Source organism: Psychrobacillus sp. NPDC058041 (genome assembly GCF_042885655.1).
Classification (GTDB): Bacteria; Bacillota; Bacilli; order Bacillales_A; family Planococcaceae; genus Psychrobacillus.
Genome location: NZ_JBHVRO010000002.1, coordinates 275,406 through 296,781 on the forward strand (window position 1 = coordinate 275,406; position 21,376 = coordinate 296,781).

Annotated in this window: 19 protein-coding genes, 2 pseudogenes and 2 other annotated features; of the genes and pseudogenes, 16 read left to right on the forward strand and 5 right to left on the reverse strand. The window is 33.2% G+C overall.

Features of this window, described 5'->3' with window-relative positions; all coding sequences use genetic code 11:
• Positions 1-127: 127 nt before the first annotated feature.
• Entirely contained in the window at positions 128-1,060 is a 933-nt protein-coding gene (locus ACFVR1_RS03875; RefSeq protein WP_387580595.1) for an aldo/keto reductase, read from the reverse strand.
• A 128-nt stretch (positions 1,061-1,188) separates the two neighbouring features.
• Between ACFVR1_RS03875 and ACFVR1_RS03880 the strand changes: the two genes are divergently transcribed.
• The 5 genes and pseudogenes from ACFVR1_RS03880 to fosM all read left to right on the forward strand — a co-directional run bounded on the left by ACFVR1_RS03880 (position 1,189) and on the right by fosM (position 4,531).
• Positions 1,189-1,701, forward strand: coding sequence for a DUF1572 family protein (locus tag ACFVR1_RS03880; RefSeq protein ID WP_387580598.1), 513 nt, complete (start codon positions 1,189-1,191; stop codon positions 1,699-1,701).
• A gap of 5 nt (positions 1,702-1,706) precedes the next feature.
• A complete protein-coding gene (locus ACFVR1_RS03885) occupies positions 1,707-2,348 on the forward strand; it encodes an alpha/beta hydrolase (protein ID WP_387580601.1) in 642 nt (213 codons plus the stop codon).
• Between the two features lie 335 nt (positions 2,349-2,683).
• Positions 2,684-3,214: a GrpB family protein gene (locus ACFVR1_RS03890; protein ID WP_387581232.1), complete on the forward strand. Its 531-nt coding sequence runs from the start codon at positions 2,684-2,686 to the stop codon at positions 3,212-3,214.
• 18 nt (positions 3,215-3,232) lie between these two features.
• Positions 3,233-3,802, forward strand: a pseudogene (locus tag ACFVR1_RS03895) (histidine phosphatase family protein); the annotation flags it as partial.
• A 306-nt stretch (positions 3,803-4,108) separates the two neighbouring features.
• The gene (gene fosM, locus ACFVR1_RS03900; RefSeq protein ID WP_387580604.1) at positions 4,109-4,531 is read left to right on the forward strand and encodes a FosM family fosfomycin resistance protein; all 423 of its coding nucleotides are present in this window, start codon (positions 4,109-4,111) and stop codon (positions 4,529-4,531) included.
• A 444-nt stretch (positions 4,532-4,975) separates the two neighbouring features.
• Here fosM and ACFVR1_RS03905 read toward each other — a convergent pair whose 3' ends face one another.
• The gene (locus ACFVR1_RS03905; RefSeq protein WP_387580607.1) at positions 4,976-5,140 is read right to left on the reverse strand and encodes a YvrJ family protein; all 165 of its coding nucleotides are present in this window, start codon (positions 5,138-5,140) and stop codon (positions 4,976-4,978) included.
• 470 nt (positions 5,141-5,610) lie between these two features.
• On the opposite strand from ACFVR1_RS03905, the gene ACFVR1_RS03910 reads away from it, so the two are divergent.
• The 6 genes from ACFVR1_RS03910 (at position 5,611) to ACFVR1_RS03935 (ending at position 10,485) form a co-directional block, all read left to right on the forward strand.
• Entirely contained in the window at positions 5,611-6,918 is a 1,308-nt protein-coding gene (locus tag ACFVR1_RS03910; RefSeq protein ID WP_387580610.1) for a helix-turn-helix domain-containing protein, read from the forward strand.
• 1 nt (position 6,919) lies between these two features.
• Positions 6,920-7,048, forward strand: a complete 129-nt coding sequence (locus tag ACFVR1_RS03915; protein WP_387580613.1) for a hypothetical protein — start codon at positions 6,920-6,922, stop codon at positions 7,046-7,048.
• 379 nt (positions 7,049-7,427) lie between these two features.
• Complete coding sequence (locus ACFVR1_RS03920; protein ID WP_387581235.1) at positions 7,428-8,084, forward strand: HAD family hydrolase; 657 nt, start codon at positions 7,428-7,430, stop codon at positions 8,082-8,084.
• Positions 8,084-8,725, forward strand: a complete 642-nt coding sequence (locus ACFVR1_RS03925; RefSeq protein ID WP_387581237.1) for an HD domain-containing protein — start codon at positions 8,084-8,086, stop codon at positions 8,723-8,725. Before ACFVR1_RS03920 ends, ACFVR1_RS03925 begins: the two co-directional genes overlap by 1 nt.
• A gap of 266 nt (positions 8,726-8,991) precedes the next feature.
• Entirely contained in the window at positions 8,992-9,546 is a 555-nt protein-coding gene (locus tag ACFVR1_RS03930; protein WP_387580615.1) for a GNAT family N-acetyltransferase, read from the forward strand.
• Between the two features lie 39 nt (positions 9,547-9,585).
• A complete protein-coding gene (locus ACFVR1_RS03935) occupies positions 9,586-10,485 on the forward strand; it encodes an aminoglycoside phosphotransferase family protein (protein WP_387580618.1) in 900 nt (299 codons plus the stop codon).
• Positions 10,486-10,761: 276 nt separating this feature from the next.
• Here ACFVR1_RS03935 and ACFVR1_RS03940 read toward each other — a convergent pair whose 3' ends face one another.
• Both ACFVR1_RS03940 and ACFVR1_RS03945 read right to left on the reverse strand, forming a co-directional pair.
• Positions 10,762-12,021: an MFS transporter gene (locus tag ACFVR1_RS03940; RefSeq protein WP_387580621.1), complete on the reverse strand. Its 1,260-nt coding sequence runs from the start codon at positions 12,019-12,021 to the stop codon at positions 10,762-10,764.
• A 71-nt stretch (positions 12,022-12,092) separates the two neighbouring features.
• Positions 12,093-12,677 (reverse strand): annotated as a pseudogene (locus ACFVR1_RS03945) (DJ-1/PfpI family protein).
• A 141-nt stretch (positions 12,678-12,818) separates the two neighbouring features.
• Between ACFVR1_RS03945 and ACFVR1_RS03950 the strand changes: the two are divergent.
• From ACFVR1_RS03950 to ACFVR1_RS03965, 4 genes are all read left to right on the forward strand, one after another.
• The gene (locus ACFVR1_RS03950) at positions 12,819-13,256 is read left to right on the forward strand and encodes an Lrp/AsnC family transcriptional regulator (RefSeq protein WP_387580624.1); all 438 of its coding nucleotides are present in this window, start codon (positions 12,819-12,821) and stop codon (positions 13,254-13,256) included.
• A 236-nt stretch (positions 13,257-13,492) separates the two neighbouring features.
• Positions 13,493-13,972 carry a pentapeptide repeat-containing protein gene (locus ACFVR1_RS03955; RefSeq protein ID WP_387580627.1) on the forward strand — a complete coding sequence of 160 codons (480 nt, stop codon included), beginning with the start codon at positions 13,493-13,495 and terminating at the stop codon, positions 13,970-13,972.
• Between the two features lie 532 nt (positions 13,973-14,504).
• Positions 14,505-14,748: a binding site (T-box leader), on the forward strand.
• Between the two features lie 51 nt (positions 14,749-14,799).
• Positions 14,800-17,880, forward strand: coding sequence for an isoleucine--tRNA ligase (gene ileS, locus ACFVR1_RS03960; RefSeq protein ID WP_387580630.1), 3,081 nt, complete (start codon positions 14,800-14,802; stop codon positions 17,878-17,880).
• Between the two features lie 105 nt (positions 17,881-17,985).
• On the forward strand, positions 17,986-18,549 hold the full coding sequence (locus ACFVR1_RS03965; protein WP_387580633.1) for a GNAT family N-acetyltransferase: 564 nt from the start codon (positions 17,986-17,988) through the stop codon (positions 18,547-18,549).
• A gap of 142 nt (positions 18,550-18,691) precedes the next feature.
• Here the strand turns inward: ACFVR1_RS03965 and ACFVR1_RS03970 are convergent, their stop codons facing one another.
• On the reverse strand, positions 18,692-19,396 hold the full coding sequence (locus ACFVR1_RS03970; RefSeq protein ID WP_387580636.1) for a metallophosphoesterase family protein: 705 nt from the start codon (positions 19,394-19,396) through the stop codon (positions 18,692-18,694).
• 288 nt (positions 19,397-19,684) lie between these two features.
• Positions 19,685-19,902 (forward strand) — a binding site (T-box leader).
• Between the two features lie 87 nt (positions 19,903-19,989).
• Here ACFVR1_RS03970 and ACFVR1_RS03975 point away from each other — a divergent pair.
• Positions 19,990-21,363 carry an anthranilate synthase component I family protein gene (locus ACFVR1_RS03975; protein ID WP_387580639.1) on the forward strand — a complete coding sequence of 458 codons (1,374 nt, stop codon included), beginning with the start codon at positions 19,990-19,992 and terminating at the stop codon, positions 21,361-21,363.
• The last annotated feature ends 13 nt before the right edge of the window (positions 21,364-21,376 follow it).

The following is a 21,376-nucleotide window of genomic DNA, read 5'->3' on the forward strand; positions in this document are numbered from 1 at the left end:
CCATTTGATGGAAGAAAGATGAACTTTAGTAGGGATTACAATATTGAACGAGACATATCATTCATGGAACTTGATAAAAAAGTTGTCTTTTAGCCAATTGAATGCCTTAAAGACAACTTCTCAAAGATTATTGGAAGATTTGGTCGATTTCTTTTATTTCTTGCAGGCTAAGTTGCACTTCTAAAGTCTTTATATTATCCAATACTTGCTCCGATTTTTTCGCTCCAGGTATAATCACATCGATTGTATCCTGCGCTAAATACCAAGCAAGAACTAAATTTGAAACTGCTACGTTTTTAACATTTGCTATTACTCGAAGTTGTTCTACTTTTTCTAGATTGCGATCAAATGCTTCCCCTTGGAATAAAGGATTTTTGGAACGGCCATCCTCAAAAGTACTATTTTTATCAAACTTTCCAGTAAGTAAACCCGATGCTAGTGGGAAATAAGGTATAAAGGAAATATTATGCTCGTTGGCGTAAGGTATTAAATCATTCTCTGCCTCTCGCTTTATCAAATTATAACCAGATTGAAGTACGTCAATATGTCCATCTTGATTCCCTTCTTTTAATTGATCTAGTGTAAAGTTTGATACACCAATAGCACGTATTTTTCCTTCTTCTTTCAATCGAGAAAGCGACCCAATGGCTTCTTCCTTGGGAGTGTTTTCATCTGGAAAATGAATATAAAATAAATCGATATAATCGGTTTGAAGGCGTCTCAAGCTATTTTCAACTGTTTCTTTGAGGAAGCTTGGGTTATTATCCACTATTACTTTTCCATCCAAAAATTTATGCGCCCCTTTGGTTGCCACAACAATCTCTTGACGTTTCCCAGTTTCTTTCAATACTTCTCCAATTAACTCTTCTGATCTTCCCGGACCGTAAATAAAGGCTGTATCCAAAAAGTCAATTCCGTTATTTATAGCAGTACGTACTATTTCTTTTCCAGTCTCATCATTTAGGCTGGGGAAAAGATTATGCCCACCAACGGCATTGGTACCAAGTCCTAGGGGATTTACGAATAGTCCAGTTTTACCAATTTCTACGTTTTTACTCATAGTTAGTTTAAACAACTCCTTTTTCCGAATAGTTACACTATCATAATAGCAATCTTGCAAACAACCTCAAAGTAAACTGCTTTTAATGATATTATTAGATGGAATGATAATTAAAGGAGATGATTAGATTGTCAGAAATAACAAAACTGCATGCTGATTTTGTTCGAGTTATTCGAAAGAAATTTGAAGAAATGAAAAGCGATACAGAGAAAGCGATTATGCAAATGGATGAGAAAGCATTATTTTGGTCACCAAATGCACAATCAAATAGTGTCGATGTTATCGTCAAGCATATGAGTGGAAATCTAATTTCTCGCTGGACTGATTTTTTAACTACAGATGGGGAAAAACCTGATAGAAATCGTGATGGGGAGTTTGAAAGTACAATAGAGTCACGTGAAGAGTTATTGAAAATGTGGGAAAATGGTTGCAATGTGTTTTTGAAGGCAATGGACACTATGGAAGAGAAGCATTTACTACAAACAATTTATATAAGAAATCAACCACATACTGTCATGGAAGCAGTTATAAGATGCATTGCACATATTTCAAGCCATGTTGGACAGATTATTTATATTGCGAAACAGGTAGTTCCTGAAGAAAAGTGGACAACTTTGTCTATACCCAAAAAGAAGGGATAAATAATATGGTTTCAATATTTACTAATATTCATAGTGCACCAGATAGTAACGAAAATAATAAATATCCAGCATTATTTTTAATGCATGGAATGGGTAGCGATGAAAATGATTTAGTAGGACTCGTATCCAGCTTACAAGAGAAATGCCATATTTTTAGTATTAGAGGACCGATTTCACAACCACCAGGTTACGCATTTTTCACAATTGAAGGAATAGGAAAACCCCATCGTGGAATTTTTGATCAAGTATTAAAAGACCTTCAAACTTTTATAGAAGACGCTGTAGAAGAATACTCGATTGATTGCGATCAGCTTTATCTTCTTGGTTTTAGCCAAGGTGCTATACTAACTCAATCACTAGCACTCATAATGGGTAACCGAATAAAAGGAATAGTTGCACTTAGTGGATATATTCCAGCATTAGTGAAAGAAGAGTATTCGATACAACCTGTTGATCAATTAGATGCATTTATTTCACATGGTGAATTAGATAATATGCTGCCATTTGAATGGGGAGTAGGAAGTCGAGATTACTTCACCAAACTAGGTGCAAATGTAACATTTAAAAGTTATCCAGTTGCACATGGTGTAGCACCGGAAAATCAAAGAGACTTGTTAGAATTCTTAAACGACAAGATATTTGAATAAAAGGATATTTCACCCTTCATGAAGAATAACATTTATCATGAGGGGTTTATATTTGGATAAAGTAAATAGTTTATCTTATCATCACATGAAAGAACAATAAAAAAGAGCTTAATATTGGAAATGACAATTGTATACGCGCTAGACTTACCTGACTTTTTAAGAGAAAAGATGGGAGCTTCATTTATTTTATTGATACGACTAGTCCATTTGCAATGTTTTCTCTTGGGGTTCTACCATTCGATCCTTGTCCTACATGGATTACTTATCAGAAGCAATTCTAAACAATTTACAGGGATACTTTTAGAACATCTAAACAGTGAAGGGGGTAAATCACTCTGAAACTTGGATTAAATAAAGACGAAGTAAAACTAATGCCTTATACAAGTGAATGGAATTCAGAATTTATTAAAGTTAAAGATGAACTATTAAAACTCATTGAAATAAAAGCAAATTGTATTGAACATGTCGGAAGTACTGCAATTACAGACATGGTGGCAAAGCCGATAATAGACATACTAGTAGGTGTGAACGATATAGAAAAGGTAGATAAATCCCTCGTGAATGTTTTGCAAAAAGTTGGGTTTCTTAGACTTCGAGTTGAAAGACCAGGCGAGATTGTATTCGCGAAATTTACGGATGATACGTATGAAGTAAAGACGCATTATATCCATCTAGTAGATTATGATAAGGACATATGGAGAAACCTTGTTTTTTTCAGAGATTATTTAAATGCGAATGAAAAAGTAAGAGAAGAATATAAAAGGTTGAAAATAAGCTATTCAGTACGTGAAAATATGAAAATAACGGAATATACCAATTTAAAGGAGCCGTTTGTGAAAAGTATATTTGCAAAAAGAAATACCTAGGAGGTTGAATTTTTTTTGATAACAAACTTATATTTTGTCAGACATGCACATTCTACTTATACACCAGACGAGCTTGGAAGACCATTGTCTGAACGTGGAATGGCAGATGCATGGAGAATGACTAGACTTTTGCAAATGGAGAATATAGATCATGTAGTTTCTAGCCCTTTTAAAAGAGCTGTGCAAACAGTTGAAGGGATTGCTAATGAATTAGGTAAAGATATCGAAATTATTGATGGTTTTAAAGAACGGATATTGTCGAACCGGCCAGTAGCAGATTTTAATGAGGCGATCAAAAAAGTATGGTCTAATTTTGATTTTTCTTTAGATGGTGGTGAATCAAATAATATTGCTCAGGAAAGAGGCGTTGCAGCAACGATTCAAGTTCTTGATAAATACAGAGGTCAAAACGTCGCTATCGGAACGCATGGCAATATAATGGTATTAATCATGAATTATTTTGATCCGCAATATGATGTTCATTTCTGGGAGCAGCTTGCAATGCCTGATATTTTTAAACTCACTTTTCATGACAAGCATCTAATTGAAGCTAAAAGAATAGATGAAAATGAAGTGAACCTATCAAACACTGGATATACAATATACAAATCACTAGGGATTATACTAGATTATCCTTATGTAAACTTAGAAAAGAAAAGAGTTACAGGAACTGTTTCTTTTAATAATAAGTTGTATTTAACTGTAATAGTGGATTTAATATCTGATACAGCAGAATTAGAGGGAGATTTAAATAATCTCGCTCATTTAACAGCAAATGAAATTACAGAAAATGACTGTATAGAAATGATCAAAAGCAATGCGGAATTTCTAATAAAAAATAAAATTAGTAATCCGAAAGAATATTATGAAAGAATTATAAATGGAGGGAAATGAATGAATATAAAAGGTCTAAATCATTTGTTATTCTCTGTGTCTAACTTAGAAAAGTCAATTAAGTTCTATCAAGATGTTTTTGAAGCTAGTTTATTAGTGAAAGGAAGAAGTACAGCTTATTTTGATTTAAATGGTATGTGGCTTGCTTTGAATGAGGAAAAAGATATACCTCGTAATGAAATAACTGAATCTTACACACATATTGCTTTTTCAATTGAAGAAGCAGACTTTGAGAATACATATAAAAAACTACAGAATTTAAATGTAAATATACTCTCTGGCCGCCAAAGAGATGAAAGAGATAAAAAATCAATTTACTTTACTGATTTAGATGGACATAAATTTGAATTTCATACTGGTACTCTACAAGACAGAATGGATTATTACAAACAAGAAAAAGCGCATATGGAATTTTTCGATTAGCTAAAGATTCAAAATCGGAGTGGCATTATAAGGACAATTTTGGTATGAATCTCATTTTGAAATCATAGAAGGTTAATCAGATAACGTGTTAGCGATAAAATAGGAATGTTTAAAGAAAAGTTATCACAATCAAAAGCAGCTCTGTCCAGGTCTTATTACTTTGTGCATCTTTCATTTTCTGTACTCTATACGTGTTGGGCTAAATAAAGTAGACTTCTGTCTTCTCTTTACCAAAGAAAGAGCCATTTACCTAATACTTATTTGAAAAAGTAATCCATTTTTGAGTTATTACTCTGGATGGATTACTTTTTACTTTTGGTAGGTTTTCTTTAAAGATGTGACATGTTTCTTTGTAAAAATAATTTCGACTTCCTTTTAGAAAATTTAAGTTTTTAGTGCAGTTTATTTAATCAACAGGTTATATGTTTAATTTAAATTACTACATCACTTTCTTTTTTCTTTACTGTTGTTAACTGCGTTAGCTATATTTTGAATGGTATTTTCAAGAGACTCTATTTTATTTTCAAATCGATGTAATAAATAAATAGTGACTACAATGGGAAATCCGAAGTTACCAATTAATTGTATAATGTTTCCCTCGCCAATCATGAGTATCCCCCTTTCTCGATTTTTTAAAATTCTTAAGTTTTTTATATACCTGTTGAGTAATCCCTTTAGTATTCAAATAATAATTTATGCCAATTTGATGCGACTTGTCCTCTAAAAAAGAATTATTCATATTTTACATCACTTGTAGTAATAATGATTTACATTGAAAAGAATAATAAATATTTATTAAATAATACTAAACTTCTTGTATTTTTAGAATATTTAAAAGTTGGGAAATATAATTTGATATATAAGGTTATTTATTATTAACTTCCACAAATTTCTTATTAGAATGAAATTTTACTTTTTCATAATAAAATTTGGATAAAAATTATATTATATTCTACAGCCTTCTAGTTGAATACATAGTTTTCGACAAAAATGCAGTCGGATATGGTCGAACGATTGAGAAAGGATTTTTTGTTTTTTTCAAGAAATAGTACATTACTAATTCATAAGGGGTGAAGAAAATGAGTAGTATAGGTCATATCATAAAATCTGAAAGATTAAACCAAAGTATGAAACAAATCACATTGGCCAAGGGAATCTGCTCTCCATCCTATTTAAGCAAAATCGAAAATAATACAACAGTTCCAAGTGAAGAAGTGATAACGTTACTACTTAATAGACTGAATATAGTGATAGACCAAGTATCAAGTGAAGAGGAAAATAAGGTTGTTGCATCATTATTTAAATTGTATAAAATTGGGGTTTTAAAGAGGGATAAGAATTTAATAAGAGAATCTTTGCATAAAATCACCAATCGAAAAATTCACTTCTTGCAGCAAAATAATTATTATAGTTACCATCTTTATATGTTCCGACTTCTGTTAATACTTAATGAGGAGGAAACTAACCTTCTACCTTCATATTCAATTATCGTGAAATTAGAAGATAAGTTTGTGAATAAGCAACGATTTGTAGCTAACTTAAATCTTGGACTTTATTATTATTTGAAAGATGAAAATTACAAAGCATTATGTAAATTGGAAGTTTCATTAAAACTCGTTAATCACTTAATTTTCGATGAGTGGGAGTTAGCTGATTTTTACAATGTGCTAAGCCATTCATATTTCAAGTGTAATGAATTTTATAATGCGATTGACTATGCTTCAAAATCATTAAAGTTTTATAAAGACAATCTCTTATTCGAACGAGCAATTGATAATTATATAGTTATAGGGGCGGCTCATAAAAATCTTAGAAAATATGATGAAGCAGAGAAGAACTATCATCTAGCAAAAAAATTGGCAATTGACTTTAAATTGTTCTCATATGAGGGGGTGATTTATCAAAATCTAGGTTCTTTATATGCGATTCAGGGAAGACACGAAAAAGCGATTGATTTCTATAAGAATAGTCTAATCAAAAAAGTAGAGCACTGTAACTCAGAAGGATGCTTACTGACGATATTATCCATCATTAAAGAGTATTCCAAACAATGTAATCATGAACATGTACTCAGTTGGTGTAAAGAGGGATTAGAAAAAATGGAGGAGGTTAGAAGTCAATGTAAATATGAACGTACTTCCTATTTTTTTCACTTCGAAATATATCGAGCACTGCATAGTTTTGATGAAAAACTTGAAAATGTATTGAAAAGTGCGATAAATCATTTCGAGATAATTCAAGATGATAGACATGTTCAAAAGTATTCTATTTTATTGGCAAACCACTGCTTTAAAGAGCATAAACTTAAAGCATCATGCTTATATTATCAGAAATCAATTCAAATTCTATTAAAACAAAAATATATTAATCAATGGGAGGATTTGTGAAATGAAAAAGAGAATAGTTTTGTTAGCGCTTTCAACAATTACGATGTTAAGCTTAAGCTTTATCATAAATACAATTAACATTGCGGAGGATGAGCTTCCTAGACCAACAGCTATAAGTTCATTTATTTGAAAAATTATTAGTTGTGAACTGTGAATAGTAAAACCTAATTCTAAGCTTGGAGGAGTCAGTCCTTGGAAGTTCACTTCTTGACGACTCCAACAAGCTTTCTAGTTGTTATCTATTTGATTTCAATTTAGAAAGAAAAGGGAATTATCCAATGAAAATTACAAAATTCTATACGGTGACTTTGAAAATAATGAATGTTGATACTCATAAGTTGCTTCTTCGATTCTTTAATCTAGTAGAGTTCAATTAAAAAAGGCGCAGGATTATCTTGTCATCTGCTTACGACCGATTTCAATTGATGATGTAGGAATTCAATTGGATATGATAAAATCTTACATAGAAGGTAAAAAGAGAATATTATAATAAACGAAAAGGAAGTGTAATTATGAAAGCGATTATTTTTGACTTTGATGGAACTCTTGCCAATACTTTGCCTATTTGCTATTACTCTTTTCAAAGTGTATTTAAAGAGTTTGACAACAGAAATCTTTCAAATGAAGATATTAAAGCAATGTTTGGTCCCTCAGAGACAGGGATTATTAGAGAAAATCTTATTCATTTGAACAAAGAACAAGCAATTGAGATGTATTATGAAAAGTATTTAGAAAGCCATAAGCAATTAGTCAACCAAAATCGTGAAATTGATGATTTGTTAAAATATATTAAAGAATTGGGATTAAAGCTTGCTATCGTTACAGGGAAAGCAAAAAGGAGTTTAGATATTTCGTTAAGAGCACTTCAAATGGAAGACCTATTTGAAGTACTAGTAACAGGTGATGATGTGATAGATCCGAAACCTCATCCAGAGGGAGTTTTTAAGGCATTAACACTCTTAAATGTCCAAAAAGAGGATGCAATATTCATAGGGGACAGTGAGGCAGATATAGTAGCAGGATTGCAAGCAGGTGTTGTTACAATTGGCGTACAATGGTTGGAAGATTATCAAACTGCTGATTTTATCACACAACCTAACCAAGTATTTAAAGAAATTAATGATTTTAAACAATTTTTACAAGAAAGTATACTTCAAAATAGATGATGAAATTTATTACTGATAGAACATATGCCAGAGAATTGCTTGAAACTGCTAACCAACTTAATCCAGGGCCATGGTATAAACATTCACTCAATGTAGCAAATGCCGCTGAATATATTGTAATTGAAATGACAAAAAAGGGTCTTCATCTAGACTGTGATATTGCATATAATGCTGGGATACTTCACGATATTGGTAGATACAAGGGTTTTACGAAGTCAGTTATTCATTCTTATGATGGTTACAAGTTCATGGACGAACTTGGATATCAAGGAAATGCCATAGTATGTGTTACACACTCATTTCCTAATGAAAATAAAGATATTGAAACCGCTGCGGATTGGACAATTGTTCCACCTTATATGAAGGAAAAATTAGTGGAAGTTTTAAAAGTGAATAGTAATTATGACTGGTACAATAAGGTAATTACGTTATGTGATGCATTAGCCGATGAAAACGGCTTTACCACCCTTGAGAAAAGATTCATTTCAGTTGGATTAAGGCATGGCACTGACTCAAATACCGCAATTCGTTGGAAAGGTTTTTATGAAATAAAAGAAGAGATAGAAATACTAATTGGAAAAAGTATTTATGAGCTACTTCCAGGTATTGAACTATCTATTTATGCAAAAATGGAATATTAGTAAAACCAGAAAGGAAATTAAATTATCATTTATGTCTAGAATTGTGCTTCTGTTAATAGAATTTTATTAAATGTTGATGTAAGGCTTGCAGCGTGTTTATTACAATTTAGTAGTCGTGATTTTTTAAATAGTAGGATGTAAAACAGGTTTTAATTACAGCAAGAGGACGAGGTTTTGTTAAATTTGGGAAATATTTAGGTAAAGCGTTAAATCTTGAATTTGATGAGAGATGGTATCAAGAATAATGTTTATAGTAGGAGACCACAATGAAAAAAAGAATATTATTCGCCGAAACTGATCGACTTATTCTTCGTCCTTTTCAAAATGATGATTATGTAAATTGGTATAAAGGGTTTAATGATCGTCTACCTTCGAAATACAAATATGATGATGGGCATTCCGATATGTCTTATTCTACAAAGGAATGGTTCATCAAATGGATTAATGGATTTCAACAAGCTGCTGAAAAAGATGAAATGTACATATTAGGGGTATTTCGAAAAGAAGATGGAGTAAATGTGGGGAAAGTCGAACTAATAACTATTCTAAGAATGGATTATCAATGGGCAATGATGGGATATTCGATACATAATCAGTTTTGGAAAAATGGATATGGTATTGAGAGCGTAAAATTAGCAACTAAACTATTCTTCTCTGAATTAAATTTTCATCGTATTGAATTGCATATTAATACGGATAATGAGCCCTCTAAAAGTTTAGCTGAGCGCGCTGGATTTTCTTTCGAATGTAAGAGAGAACAATTTTCTCTAGAAAATGATGAATGGACGGATTTTCTTATTTATTTTCAAAACAATAACTGAAATAATGTACTTTATCACTCAAAATACAGAGGTGGGAGAATGATAGAAACGATAGCAAAGCAGATTCCTATTATTGGTGATTATAGAGATATAGTTCAAATTAATAAAGGGTTTTCATCAGATGAAAAGTATCTAATACATTTTGATAATCATAAGTTACTTCTTCGGTTGTTTGACCTAGCAGAGCTTGAATCTAAAAAGATTGAGTATACTATTTTGGGAAGAATGCAGGACTACAATGTTACCTGCTCCCGACCGATTTCTATTGGTGAGTTAGAGAATCGAGGGTATATGATTACAACCTATTTAGAAGGTAAAGATGCAGAAGAAGAAATCGGAAATTACTCAGATCTAGAACAGTTTAATATTGGCATGAGGGCAGGAGAAGAATTAAGGAAAATGCATCAATATGCTGCCCCAACACATGTCTCTTCGTGGTATTCAAGAAAAGTGGAAAAACATAAGAGATATATAGATGCTTACATAGAATGTGGCGTTAAAGTAAAAAATGATCAAAAAATAATGGACTTTATTGATCAGAACATTCACCTTATGAAACAACGGCCAAATCTTTTCCAACATGATGATTTCCATGTTGGAAATATCATTGTTAATAATAGGGAATTCTCTGGAGTAATTGACTTTAACAGGTATGATTGGGGCGATCCAATTCATGAATTTCTTAAAATAGGAATTTTTAGCAGAGAAATAAGTGTTCCTTTTTCTAATGGGCAAATCAAAGGGTATTTTAAAAATGTAGAGCCCGATGAATACTTTTGGAGGATGTATTCACTTTATCTAGCTATGTGTGTATTTTCAACTGTAGTTTGGACTTTAAAAACTATTCCAGATGACATGAATAATATGTTAGAAAAAGTGTATATGTTTTTAGAAGATCATGATTACTTTAGTAAATTAAAGCCTAAGTGGTATATATAGATAATAATTGAGGCGTCTCCTTAGTTACATGCATATTTCTTATTTAAAAGAATGATATAGTATAGAAATTGTACCGATATGTGTAATGTCGATCCGAGTGGTTAGAGACCAGGTTCAAGATAATTACTCTAATATAAAAGCAGGTGGAGAAACTAATCCTTTTTCTCCACCTGTTTCTTTGAATAGTGCAAATCGCAAGATAGGACCTCAAATCGTAAGGTAATTCCTCCTAATCACAATATAGAGTCTGAGAATCGCAACACATAGTAGTATAGTCTACATCATTTCTAGCTTCGGCTGATGTTTTTTCAACATTATGACGAATAAACTCGCTAATACACACATGCCCCCTGCCAGGATGAATGCCCATTGATATGTTCCGAATACCTTAAAAATAACACCACCACCATATGCTGCAACTCCTGCGCCTACCTGATGAGCTGCGACAATCCAGCCATACATTAAAGTACTTTTTTCCAATCCAAATGTACGTCTTGCTAATCCAATTGTAGGAGGTACAGTGGCAATCCAATCTAAACCATAAAAAATAGAGAAAATAACTAGCCATAAATAAGAACCTTGAGTTAAAGCAAATGGTAAAAATAATAGTGATATGCCACGTAATGAATAATACCAAAAAAGTAGCCAACGATTATCAATTCGATCTGATAACCATCCAGACAATGTAGTACCTATTAAATCAAAGATCCCCATAAATGATAGCATTGAAGCGGCTGTTATAACCGGTATTCCAAAACTGATACAATAGGAGATAAAATGCGTTCCAACTAATCCACTAGTAGACAAGCCACAGATGAAGAAACTCACAGCAAGAAGCCAAAACTCCTTTACTTTCAACCCTTCCATCAGCGTACTTAAAGCTAATTTGAATGGATTTTGTCGATTTTTCGTCTCTTTAGGTGTTTGTTTTTCATCCACCTGACCGTATGGTAGAATCCCTTTTTCTTTTGGTGAGTTTTTCATGAAAATGGCGATTATTATGAACATCAAAATACTAAGTATGAAGATGAGCCCAGTTGCATAACGCCAAGAATATTTACTGATAATTGCAGCTAATACTGGCAATAACACTAATTGTCCAGTTGCCGTACTAGCGGTTAATATTCCGACTGCAAGACCTCGTTGTTTCACAAACCAGCGATTCGCTATTTGAGTACTTAATACGGATAAAAATAAACCGGAGCCAATACCAATCATGACACCCCAGATTAATACCAACTGCCACTCAGTTTGCATGACAAAGGTTAAAGCAAGTCCAACCGTCATCGTTAGCATTGAATACAGCATTACTCGTTTTAATCCGAAAACTTCAACAAAAGCTGCCATAAAAGGACCTGAGAAGCCATATAAAATTAAGCTTACTGCAAAGGCAAATGAAATGGCTGGACGACTCCATCCAAACTCAAGTTCAAAGGGTTCTATAAAAACACCAGATGAGGATCGCACAATGCCTGCAACAATAATAGAGAAAAATGCAACCGCTAAAATAATCCAACTGTAATGAATCTTTTTCATATGCTTTCCCACTCTTCTCGTTAATATGGTTGCAAGATTCTCAAATATTTCAAAAACCTTGCACCTTTAATTTAATTGAAACCCATAAGATCTTTTACATGTTTAACATTCTCTTTAGACGTTAGAATTTCAAGTAATGAAAAGGCAACACCAAAAGCCGTGCCGGGGTTTGACGAAGTGATGATATGTCCATCCCGAACAATTGGTTCCTCTTGAACATTTACACCAAAGTTCTTTAGCTGCTCTTTTCTAATACTTGTTGGATGATTATAAGTAATGGCATTTCTACCATTAAGAATGCCACTTTTACCAAGTGCAAGCGATGCAACGCAAATACTAGCAATCGGTTTTTGATTTTTATGAAAATACCTTATCACATTCAAAAATGGCTCACTAAATGCGTCTTTATAAAAACCTGCTTCTTCAAATCCACCTGGAATTGCAAGTGCATCAAATTCCTCTAATTGAATGTCCTCTATTGTTTTTTCGGGTAAAACAGTGAAATTCCACGTGCAAGTTAGTTTTTCTCGAAGACCTACTGTCACAACTTCCGTCGAACCATCACCTTCCTATTTACTCCAACCAAGCACATCTGTAAATACACTTGCTTCTACTGCTTCGAAACCATCAGCTAATAGTAATAATGTTTTTTTCATTGTATCAATAACCTCCTCATGCACCATTTTAGTAGAACAAAGCGTTTATTTATATAAGTATAAAAAGGATATCTAACTATTTAACTTTAAATTATAAGGAATTTAGGTTATTCTAACTTATAAAAAAAGGAGATGACGTTTATGGATCAAATCGATAAAGAAATTGTAAAAGAATTACAGAAAAATGCTAAAATTTCAATGAAAGAATTGGCAGAAGTCGTTCATTTATCATCTCCAGCAGTAATAGAACGAGTGCGTAAACTTGAGGAGCAACAAGTAATTGAAGGCTATCATGCTCAAGTTGATGTAAAAAAAATGGAACGTCCTATTAGTGCTATTATTTTGTTCAAGTCAAAAGACTGTAAAGCATTATCGAATTTTTGTCATAATCACCCTGATGTATTGGAATGTTACCGAGTAGCAGGTGAGATAAGCTATATTGTAAAATTAGCAACTAATTCTGTTAAGAGTTTAGAAAAATTTATCGATGAATCCATGCTTTACGGTACACCTTCCACCAACATCGTGTTATCATCTTATGAAAATAAAGTTATAGAACCATTTACACTGGAAGGTTAACGAAAGATTAGTGGAAAGCGATTCGATAGATATTAAGATCTCACACAAAAGAGAATTTCGTTTCCCGTAAACGTATGCTTTACTTAAATATCCTTACACTGCTCTTTTAATTTTTATCGAATCGAATATATTTTCTTGTGAACTAAGATTTAAAAAAATAAATTTTCTTCAAAGGATTTTTTCTATAAATATAGAATATTTTTAAAAATAAAATCATTTTTTAGGAGGTTAAATTTATGTGGAAAACAGATTTCTTAGATTTACATAAAACAGATATTTCAGGTTCAAAATTCGAAGAGGTTAAAGCCGAAAACTTAGATTTTAATAACGTAAGCTTAGCAGGAACGAAGTTTAAAAATGTAAATATGAGAGAACTAGTTTTAAATGATGTGAATTTATCTGGAACACAAATTTCAGATGTAAATTTATCAAATGCTAAAATTATGCATGCTAATTTAAGAGACCTACAGGTTAATTCTGTACATTTAATGGGTGCGAGTTTCCAAAATGTGGTTTTTCCAGACGAAAACGATCATAACTATGATTCAGAGCAAAATTATAAACCAGTTACATTTGAGAATTGCAACTTAACTAATGCCCAGTATACAGGTTGTAATTTGTCTAATATTGAAATTAATAATTGTGATATTTCAGGTCTGAAAATTAATGGAATCTTGATTGAAGAATTACTTAAGATTCACAGCGAAAAAAACTAATATCAATTGGTAAAAGTAAAAAAAGGTCTGTGAATCAGACCTTTTCTTTTATTACGGGAAGTATTGTGGAATTAATTTAATAATTCTTATTTACACCGAAAGGTAATAAATCCAGCCGTAGTATCCTATACTCGTTCTATAAATATTTTCTTCTCCTATGGTGGATCGCTAATATTGAGCTACACGGATGATCTTAATGGGGCGTATTGATATACCTGAAGACGATTCTGTACACATAATGCATTTCTTGCTAGTTAAGATGCAAATTGGATAACAGGACAAGTTATCCTTTCGGAAGGTGGATTATATCGAACTTAAAACGACAAATGTTGGTCTTTCCTTTTGTAATTAGTTAGATAATCAATTAATGATTGCATTATTTTAAGGTCAAAAGCTGTTTAAATTAGGGTTATCGAAGGTTTAACCTCAAAAGAGCATGAAGAACATTACGGTTAAAAATGTAGCTGTAAACATGTATAATAATTTGACAAATCGTTCTGTCTTGTGTTAAATTCATCCATAATAAAACCATACAAATTCGTTGATGAGAAAAAGTAGTTGATGAAACTGTTCCAAAGAGAGCCGGTGTTTGCTGAAATCCGGTGTTCAGTTCATTTATGAAAATCCTCTCTGAGAAGTCGAGCTGAAATTGAGTAAGTGAGACCGGGTGTCTACCGTTAAAAGGAACACGTATGATTGTACGTGGCTAAGTGCTATTGTGTAACGAAAGTTAGCAATAGAATTAGGGTGGTATCACGGTTAAACCCGTCCCTTTCCAGGGACGGGTTTTTTGTATGTTTTATTAATAAAAATAGGAGTGATATCAAATGGTTAAAGCAAACGAAAAAGAAACTGTAATCGAGCGAGAAGAACGGATACGAGCACAATGGGAGAAAGAAAATATTTTTAAAAAGTCCATAGATGATAGGGAAGAATACCCTTCTTTTGTATTTTATGAAGGACCACCTACGGCAAATGGATTACCACATGTTGGGCACGCACTAGGTAGGACGATTAAAGATGTAGTTGCACGATATAAAACAATGACTGGACATCAAGTAATCCGAAAGGCTGGCTGGGATACGCATGGTTTACCAGTTGAATTAGGTGTAGAAAAACAATTAGGTATTTCTGGTAAAAGTGATATAGAAAAATATGGTGTAGAAGCTTTTGTTGAAAAATGTAAAGAAAGTGTTTTTGTATATGAAAAACAGTGGCGAGAGTTTACTGAACAGCTAGGTTACTGGGTAGAAATGGATGATCCTTATTTAACTTTAAGTAATGATTATATTGAAAGTGAATGGAATATACTAGGCACTATTCATGAAAAAGGGTTATTACAAAAAGGTCACAGAGTATCCCCTTATTGTCCTAGTTGTCAAACTTCTCTTAGCTCACATGAAGTTTCCCAAGGATATAAAAACGTAAAGGATTTATCTGCTACGGCTAAATTCAAAATAAAAGATCGTGAAAATGAATACTTTCTTGGATGGACGACAACCCCTTGGACTTTACCAGCAAATGTTGCACTAGCAGTTAATCCTTCGCTAGAATATGTTCGTGCAAAACAAGGGCAAGATATTTTTATTGTTGCGAAAGCATTAGTAAGCTCTGTATTGAAGGATGACTATGAAATACTTTCTGAACATCTAGGTTCAGATTTAAAAGACATTCCATATACGCCATTATTTAATTTTGTAAATGTGGAAATCGGACATCGAGTGGTAACTGCGGATTATGTATCTGCAGAAAGTGGAACAGGGATTGTCCATATTGCACCAGCTTACGGAGAAGAAGACTATAAAGTGGTGAAGGAAAATGGGTTATCCTTCGTAAATGTTGTAGATGAAAAAGGAAAGTATACTTCGGAAGTTATAGGTTTTGAAGGTCGATTTGTGAAGGATTGCGATGTAGATATTGTTCGATATCTTTCAGAGAAAGGTTTGCTTTACAGTAAAGAAAAGTATGAACATAGTTATCCTCATTGCTGGCGTTGTGATTCCCCTCTTTTGTACTATGCAAATGAAAGCTGGTTTATCCAAACAACTGCCTTGAAAGAAAAATTTATACAAAATAATGAAGGAGTTACTTGGTATCCAGAGCATATCAAACACGGCCGATTCGGAAACTTCTTAGAACAAATGGTGGACTGGAATATTAGTCGTAAACGCTATTGGGGCACACCGCTCAACGTTTGGGAATGCGGAGAATGTAGTCATGAATATGCACCGAAAAGTATTGAAGAGCTAAAAAAGCATTCTATTCATCCTTTAGATGACATTGAATTGCATAAGCCATATGTAGATCAAGTGAAGATTCAATGTTCAAAATGTGGAGGGACTATGACAAGAACTCCAGAAGTAATTGATGTTTGGTTCGATAGTGGTTCTATGCCATTTGCGCAATACCATTATCCTTTTGAAAATAAAGAGCTTTTTGACAAACAATTCCCAGCTGATGTAGTCATTGAAGGAATAGATCAAACGCGAGGATGGTTTTATAGCTTACTAGCTGTATCCATTTTATTTACGGGTAAAGCTCCGTACAAACGAGTATTATCGACAGGTCATATTTTAGATGAAAAGGGACAAAAAATGTCTAAGAGTAAAGGCAATGCCCTAGATCCAGTAGAGTTAATCCAAAAATATGGAGCAGATGCACTAAGATGGGCATTATTAGTCGATAGTGCACCATGGAACACAAAAAGGTTCTCGGAACGAATCGTACAAGAAGCAAAGTCTAAATTAGTTGATACACTCGACAACGTGCATAGTTTTTATTCACTGTATGCTAATTTAGATAACTACAATCCGAAGTCGTTGTATGAGGTAGAGAAAAATAAACTGGATGATTGGATATTATCTCGATTGCATAGCACGATTAAAATCGTTCGAACAAACTTAGAGGATTATCATTTTACAAACGCTGCAAGAGAAATTGCAAAGTTACTAGAGCAAGTAAGCAATTGGTATGTAAGACGTTCAAGGGAACGTTTTTGGTCAAGTGATATGAACCCAGAAAAAGCTGCTGCATATGAAACGCTCTATGAAGTATTAACAAAAACTAGTCAATTGTTAGCACCATTAACTCCGTTTCTTGCAGAAGATGTGTTTATGAGCTTAACAGGTGAAAGTGTCCATTTAACGGATTTTCCAGTAGCAGATGAACAACTTATGGATGAAAAATTGGAAAAAGAAATGGATGCAGTTTTACAAGTAGTCGAGTTAGGAAGAAGCGTTCGAAATACTACTTCCTTGAAGGTAAAACAACCTTTAGGAAGTCTTTCACTAATGAGTCCTAATAAGGATATTAACTGGAAATTATATGAAGATATCATACTAGATGAGTTAAATGTGAAGGTATTTGAGCAAACGGAAAATGAGGGGGAGTTTGTAACTACAAAAATAAAACTCGATTTCAAAAAATCAGGATCAAAGTTTGGGAAACAGTCGAATGCTATTAATACTTGGCTTCAGTCATTAGATGACAAACAAGTTAGAAAGTTTTTGCAAGAGGGCTTTTTAGAATATGAAAAAGCTAAAGTAATGTTAGAAGATGTTCTGATTGAAAACATAGCAAAAGAAGGATATGCTTCAGCAACAAATGGTGCATACACTGTAACTTTAAATCTTTCTTTAACCGAAGAACTGATTCAAGAAGGATTGGCGCGTGAGTTAATACGTGCAATACAAGCATATAGAAAACAACTGAAGTTACCAATCGATATGCGTGTGGATATTGCTGTAAGTGCAGATGAAGAACTTCAGCTAGTTATTGAAAAGTTTAAGCCTATGTTGCAACAAAACTTGTTAATGCGTAATTTACTGTTGACAGAAAATACACCTGTTGAAACAGAAATGAAAATAGCAAATCATACAATTTCGTTGCAAATAATGCCAGCAGAGTGAGGATTATATTATACAAAATCAGATATTAGTATTTATTCTAATATCTGATTTTATTAAATATGGTCATTATGTTTTAAACTTGCCAAAATACTAGGAGGTTTTAAAATGTTTTCATTTAAAGTAAATGATCAAATAGAAATTGAGTTATTACAACAGCAACACAAAGAGGAATTATTTAATCTTGTGGACAAGAACAGAGAACATTTGAGAAGATGGCTACTCTGGGTTGATAAGAGAAAATCAGCAGAGGATTTTGAACCTATTATTCCAATTTGGATAAAAAATTATGCCGATAATAATGGATTTGATGCTGGTATCCGAAATAACGGAAAGCTAGTTGGAATGATTGGCCTCCATTATATTGATTGGAAAAATAGATCAACCTCTATTGGTTATTTTTTATCTGAAGAAGCACAAGGAAAGGGTATTATAACTAAAAGTTTACAATCAATAATAGATTACCTATTTAAAATTATCAAATTAAATAGAATTGAAATTCAAGTTGCAGCTAGTAACCTAAAAAGTATAGCAATTCCAACACGATTGGGGTTTGTTCAAGAAGGAATTAAACGTGATGGACAATGGTTATATGACCATTATGAAGACTTAATTACTTTTAGTCTTTTAAAGAACGATTGGAAAAAAAGAACTAGTATTAGTTGTATATAGTAATACTAATTCCTGCTTTATCACCTGGGAATTAGATATAAATAAAAAAGTTATTGTATTGTTTAATAAAAGTATACAGAAGAATACCATCTGAACAAGTTCTTAGATGGTATTCTATTTATTTACTCTATAAGTTATTTCTCTATCTCACTGAAAATACTTTTTTACTTGGCAACTCAAGGCAATTCAATTGCCCCCCATATACTGCTCCACCATCAATGCCAATGATTCGATTACTCCCGAAAAAAACATGGTGATTTGCTTCATCCTCATGAAGTAGATTTGTTTCTGTATGGCCGAATATTACAGTCTTTTCACCGTTGTATCCTTTATGAAACTCGTCTCGAATCCATACTAATATATATGGATCTGTCTCAGAGATAGGTGTTTTTGGATGAACACCAGCGTGAACAAAAATATAATCATCTATCTCAATATAATTTTCAAGGTTTTGGACAAATTCTAAATGTTTCTTAAGCTCTTCGGATTCTAACACGGGTTTATGAAAATTTTCTTCACTAACCTCAATTTCTTTTTCAGAAAACCCATAGCTAAACAAGGTTTCATCACCACCACACCTCTTAACCCAGTGGTTCCATGATCTCTCTACATCAGTCGTTAATGCTTTTATCATCATATCCTCATGATTACCTTTTAGTAGTCGAGCTCCAGCTTCTTTTAAACTCATCACTTTTTCAATAACACCTTTTGAATTATAGCCACGATCTACATAATCACCTAATAATATCAATTGGTCTATTTCTGGATTGTAATCTGCTTCTATAAGTAGCTTTTCAAATTTCTCTAATTCACCGTGAATATCACTTATTACAAGGATTCTTTTCATAGTTTTCTCTTCTTTCTTACTGTGTATGTTATCAATCTCTACTTATTCATATTATAAACATAAAGCGGAGTCATCCGCACCTAGGTATTGTTTCAATTATATAAAATGCTCATACGATCCTTGAAAGGAAAAGATTCGCTTTCTTCAAATAATCACAAAAAATAGTTTGACAATTAGAAGAGTTCGTACTAACATAAACAATAACTTTTATGTTCGGATACGGGTAGAAGGCACCGAGAGCGGTGTCGCCCATAGAACAGACGAGCCGAGATTAGATGAGCATAGCTGAGAAATTGTTTGAATAAGAGGAGTAACATTAGTGTGCAATGAAGAGAGTCAGTGGTTGGTGGGAACTGATTTGTTGCTAGTGTGAATGGACTTATGAGAGCTATCTTGAGGACGATTAATCGTTTTAGGGGTAGACGTGTTTCCTACGTTACAGGATATGAAGTGGGAGTGGTAACGCTCCAACTAGAGGTGGCAACGCGGTCAACACCGTCCTCTTCAAAGGGATTTTTCTGAATTCCTTTGAAGAGGGCTTTTTTTATTTCTTTTAGAAGAAAATAGTTGAGATGAGCAGAGGAGAGAATTAGATGAGAACAGAACAAGCAAGCTTGCGAACAACGATGAAGAAATTGAATGGGGATTCTTTGACTCCAATTTTGATTTTGAGAAGATTGAAAGGGAAACGAAAATTTTTATTGGAAAGTTCCACTAAGCATGAAAGCTCAGGTAGATATTCGTTTATAGGGGTAAATCCATTGAAATCGTATACTGTTCGTAACGGAAAACTAATAGAACACTTCTACGAAAATGGTAAGGAGTACACGCATGAAGGAAATGTTTTTGAATTATTAAAAAGGTTGATGCCAAGTATTCCGGATAATACAGGGTTACCATTTACAGGAGGAGCAGTTGGTTACATTGCTTATGAGGCATGTATGAATAAAAAGTCGCTTTTAGAAGATGAAATCGGTTTACCAAATGTCTATTTCAATGTTTATGAAACGCTCGTTATCTTTGATCATCAATTAGATGAAGTTACTCTAATAAATACAGATACCGATTCAGATGGTGAAGTACCTAATTTGGATTCTATAGCAGACCAAATTCTTTCAAGAGGTGAACAACCAAATGGGGAAATTCAAATAACTGAATACTCTTGTTCCGTTACACAACAACAATTTGAAGATCTTGTAAGTAGAGCAAAAGATTATATCGAAAAAGGTGAAGTGGAACAAGTTGTGTTATCTCGTCGACTAGCAGCTAATTTTACAGGTGATCCATTTTCGTTATATCGAAAACTAAGAAAACGTAATCCTTCACCCTATATGTACTATATGGAATTTGATGATCATGTCATCGTTGGAACTTCACCAGAAAGTCTTGTTCAGGTTATCGATCGAAAAGTTACAACTAATCCGATTGCTGGAACTCGAAGAAGAGGGAGAACTACCGAAGAGGATGTTTCACTTGAAAAAGATCTGTTAAGTGATCCAAAAGAAATTTCAGAACATAATATGCTTGTTGATCTTAGTATTAAGGAATTAGGGAAAGTTTGTGTACCAGAATCGGTTCAAGTAACAAACTATAAAAAATTAGTTCGTTATGAACATGTCATGCATATTGTATCGGAAGTAGAAGGAGTATTATCACCGGTATTGCATCCGCTCGATGGTCTAATGTCCTGTTTTCCGGCTGGTACTGTAACAGGTTCACCAAAACAACGATCAATAGAAATCATAGAAGAATTAGAGCTTATGCAACGTAGTTTTTATGGAGGCTCTATTGGATACATCGGATTTAATGGGAATATGGACTTTGCTCTAACGATTCGTACAATGCTTTTAAAAGATGGGAAAGTGTACGTGCAAGCAGGTGCAGGCATTGTTGCAGCATCCGAACCTAAATTGGAATATAAAGAAACATTCAATAAAGCACGATCCTTACTTGAAGTTTTGAAGTGATATAGAATAGCTG

Bases quoted from the DNA above. Each gene is read 5' to 3' on its own strand.
- ACFVR1_RS03875 (WP_387580595.1), bottom strand. From the start codon at position 1,060: ATGAGTAAAAACGTAGAAATTGGTAAAACTGGACTATTCGTAAATCCC.
- ACFVR1_RS03885 (WP_387580601.1), top strand. From the start codon at position 1,707: ATGGTTTCAATATTTACTAATATTCATAGTGCACCAGATAGTAACGAA.
- fosM (WP_387580604.1), top strand. From the start codon at position 4,109: ATGAATATAAAAGGTCTAAATCATTTGTTATTCTCTGTGTCTAACTTA.
- ACFVR1_RS03905 (WP_387580607.1), bottom strand. From the start codon at position 5,140: ATGATTGGCGAGGGAAACATTATACAATTAATTGGTAACTTCGGATTT.
- ACFVR1_RS03910 (WP_387580610.1), top strand. From the start codon at position 5,611: ATGAGTAGTATAGGTCATATCATAAAATCTGAAAGATTAAACCAAAGT.
- ACFVR1_RS03915 (WP_387580613.1), top strand. From the start codon at position 6,920: ATGAAAAAGAGAATAGTTTTGTTAGCGCTTTCAACAATTACGATGTTA.
- ACFVR1_RS03925 (WP_387581237.1), top strand. From the start codon at position 8,084: ATGAAATTTATTACTGATAGAACATATGCCAGAGAATTGCTTGAAACT.
- ACFVR1_RS03930 (WP_387580615.1), top strand. From the start codon at position 8,992: ATGAAAAAAAGAATATTATTCGCCGAAACTGATCGACTTATTCTTCGT.
- ACFVR1_RS03935 (WP_387580618.1), top strand. From the start codon at position 9,586: ATGATAGAAACGATAGCAAAGCAGATTCCTATTATTGGTGATTATAGA.
- ACFVR1_RS03940 (WP_387580621.1), bottom strand. From the start codon at position 12,021: ATGAAAAAGATTCATTACAGTTGGATTATTTTAGCGGTTGCATTTTTC.
- ACFVR1_RS03950 (WP_387580624.1), top strand. From the start codon at position 12,819: ATGGATCAAATCGATAAAGAAATTGTAAAAGAATTACAGAAAAATGCT.
- ACFVR1_RS03955 (WP_387580627.1), top strand. From the start codon at position 13,493: ATGTGGAAAACAGATTTCTTAGATTTACATAAAACAGATATTTCAGGT.
- ileS (WP_387580630.1), top strand. From the start codon at position 14,800: ATGGTTAAAGCAAACGAAAAAGAAACTGTAATCGAGCGAGAAGAACGG.
- ACFVR1_RS03965 (WP_387580633.1), top strand. From the start codon at position 17,986: ATGTTTTCATTTAAAGTAAATGATCAAATAGAAATTGAGTTATTACAA.
- ACFVR1_RS03970 (WP_387580636.1), bottom strand. From the start codon at position 19,396: ATGAAAAGAATCCTTGTAATAAGTGATATTCACGGTGAATTAGAGAAA.
- ACFVR1_RS03975 (WP_387580639.1), top strand. From the start codon at position 19,990: ATGAGAACAGAACAAGCAAGCTTGCGAACAACGATGAAGAAATTGAAT.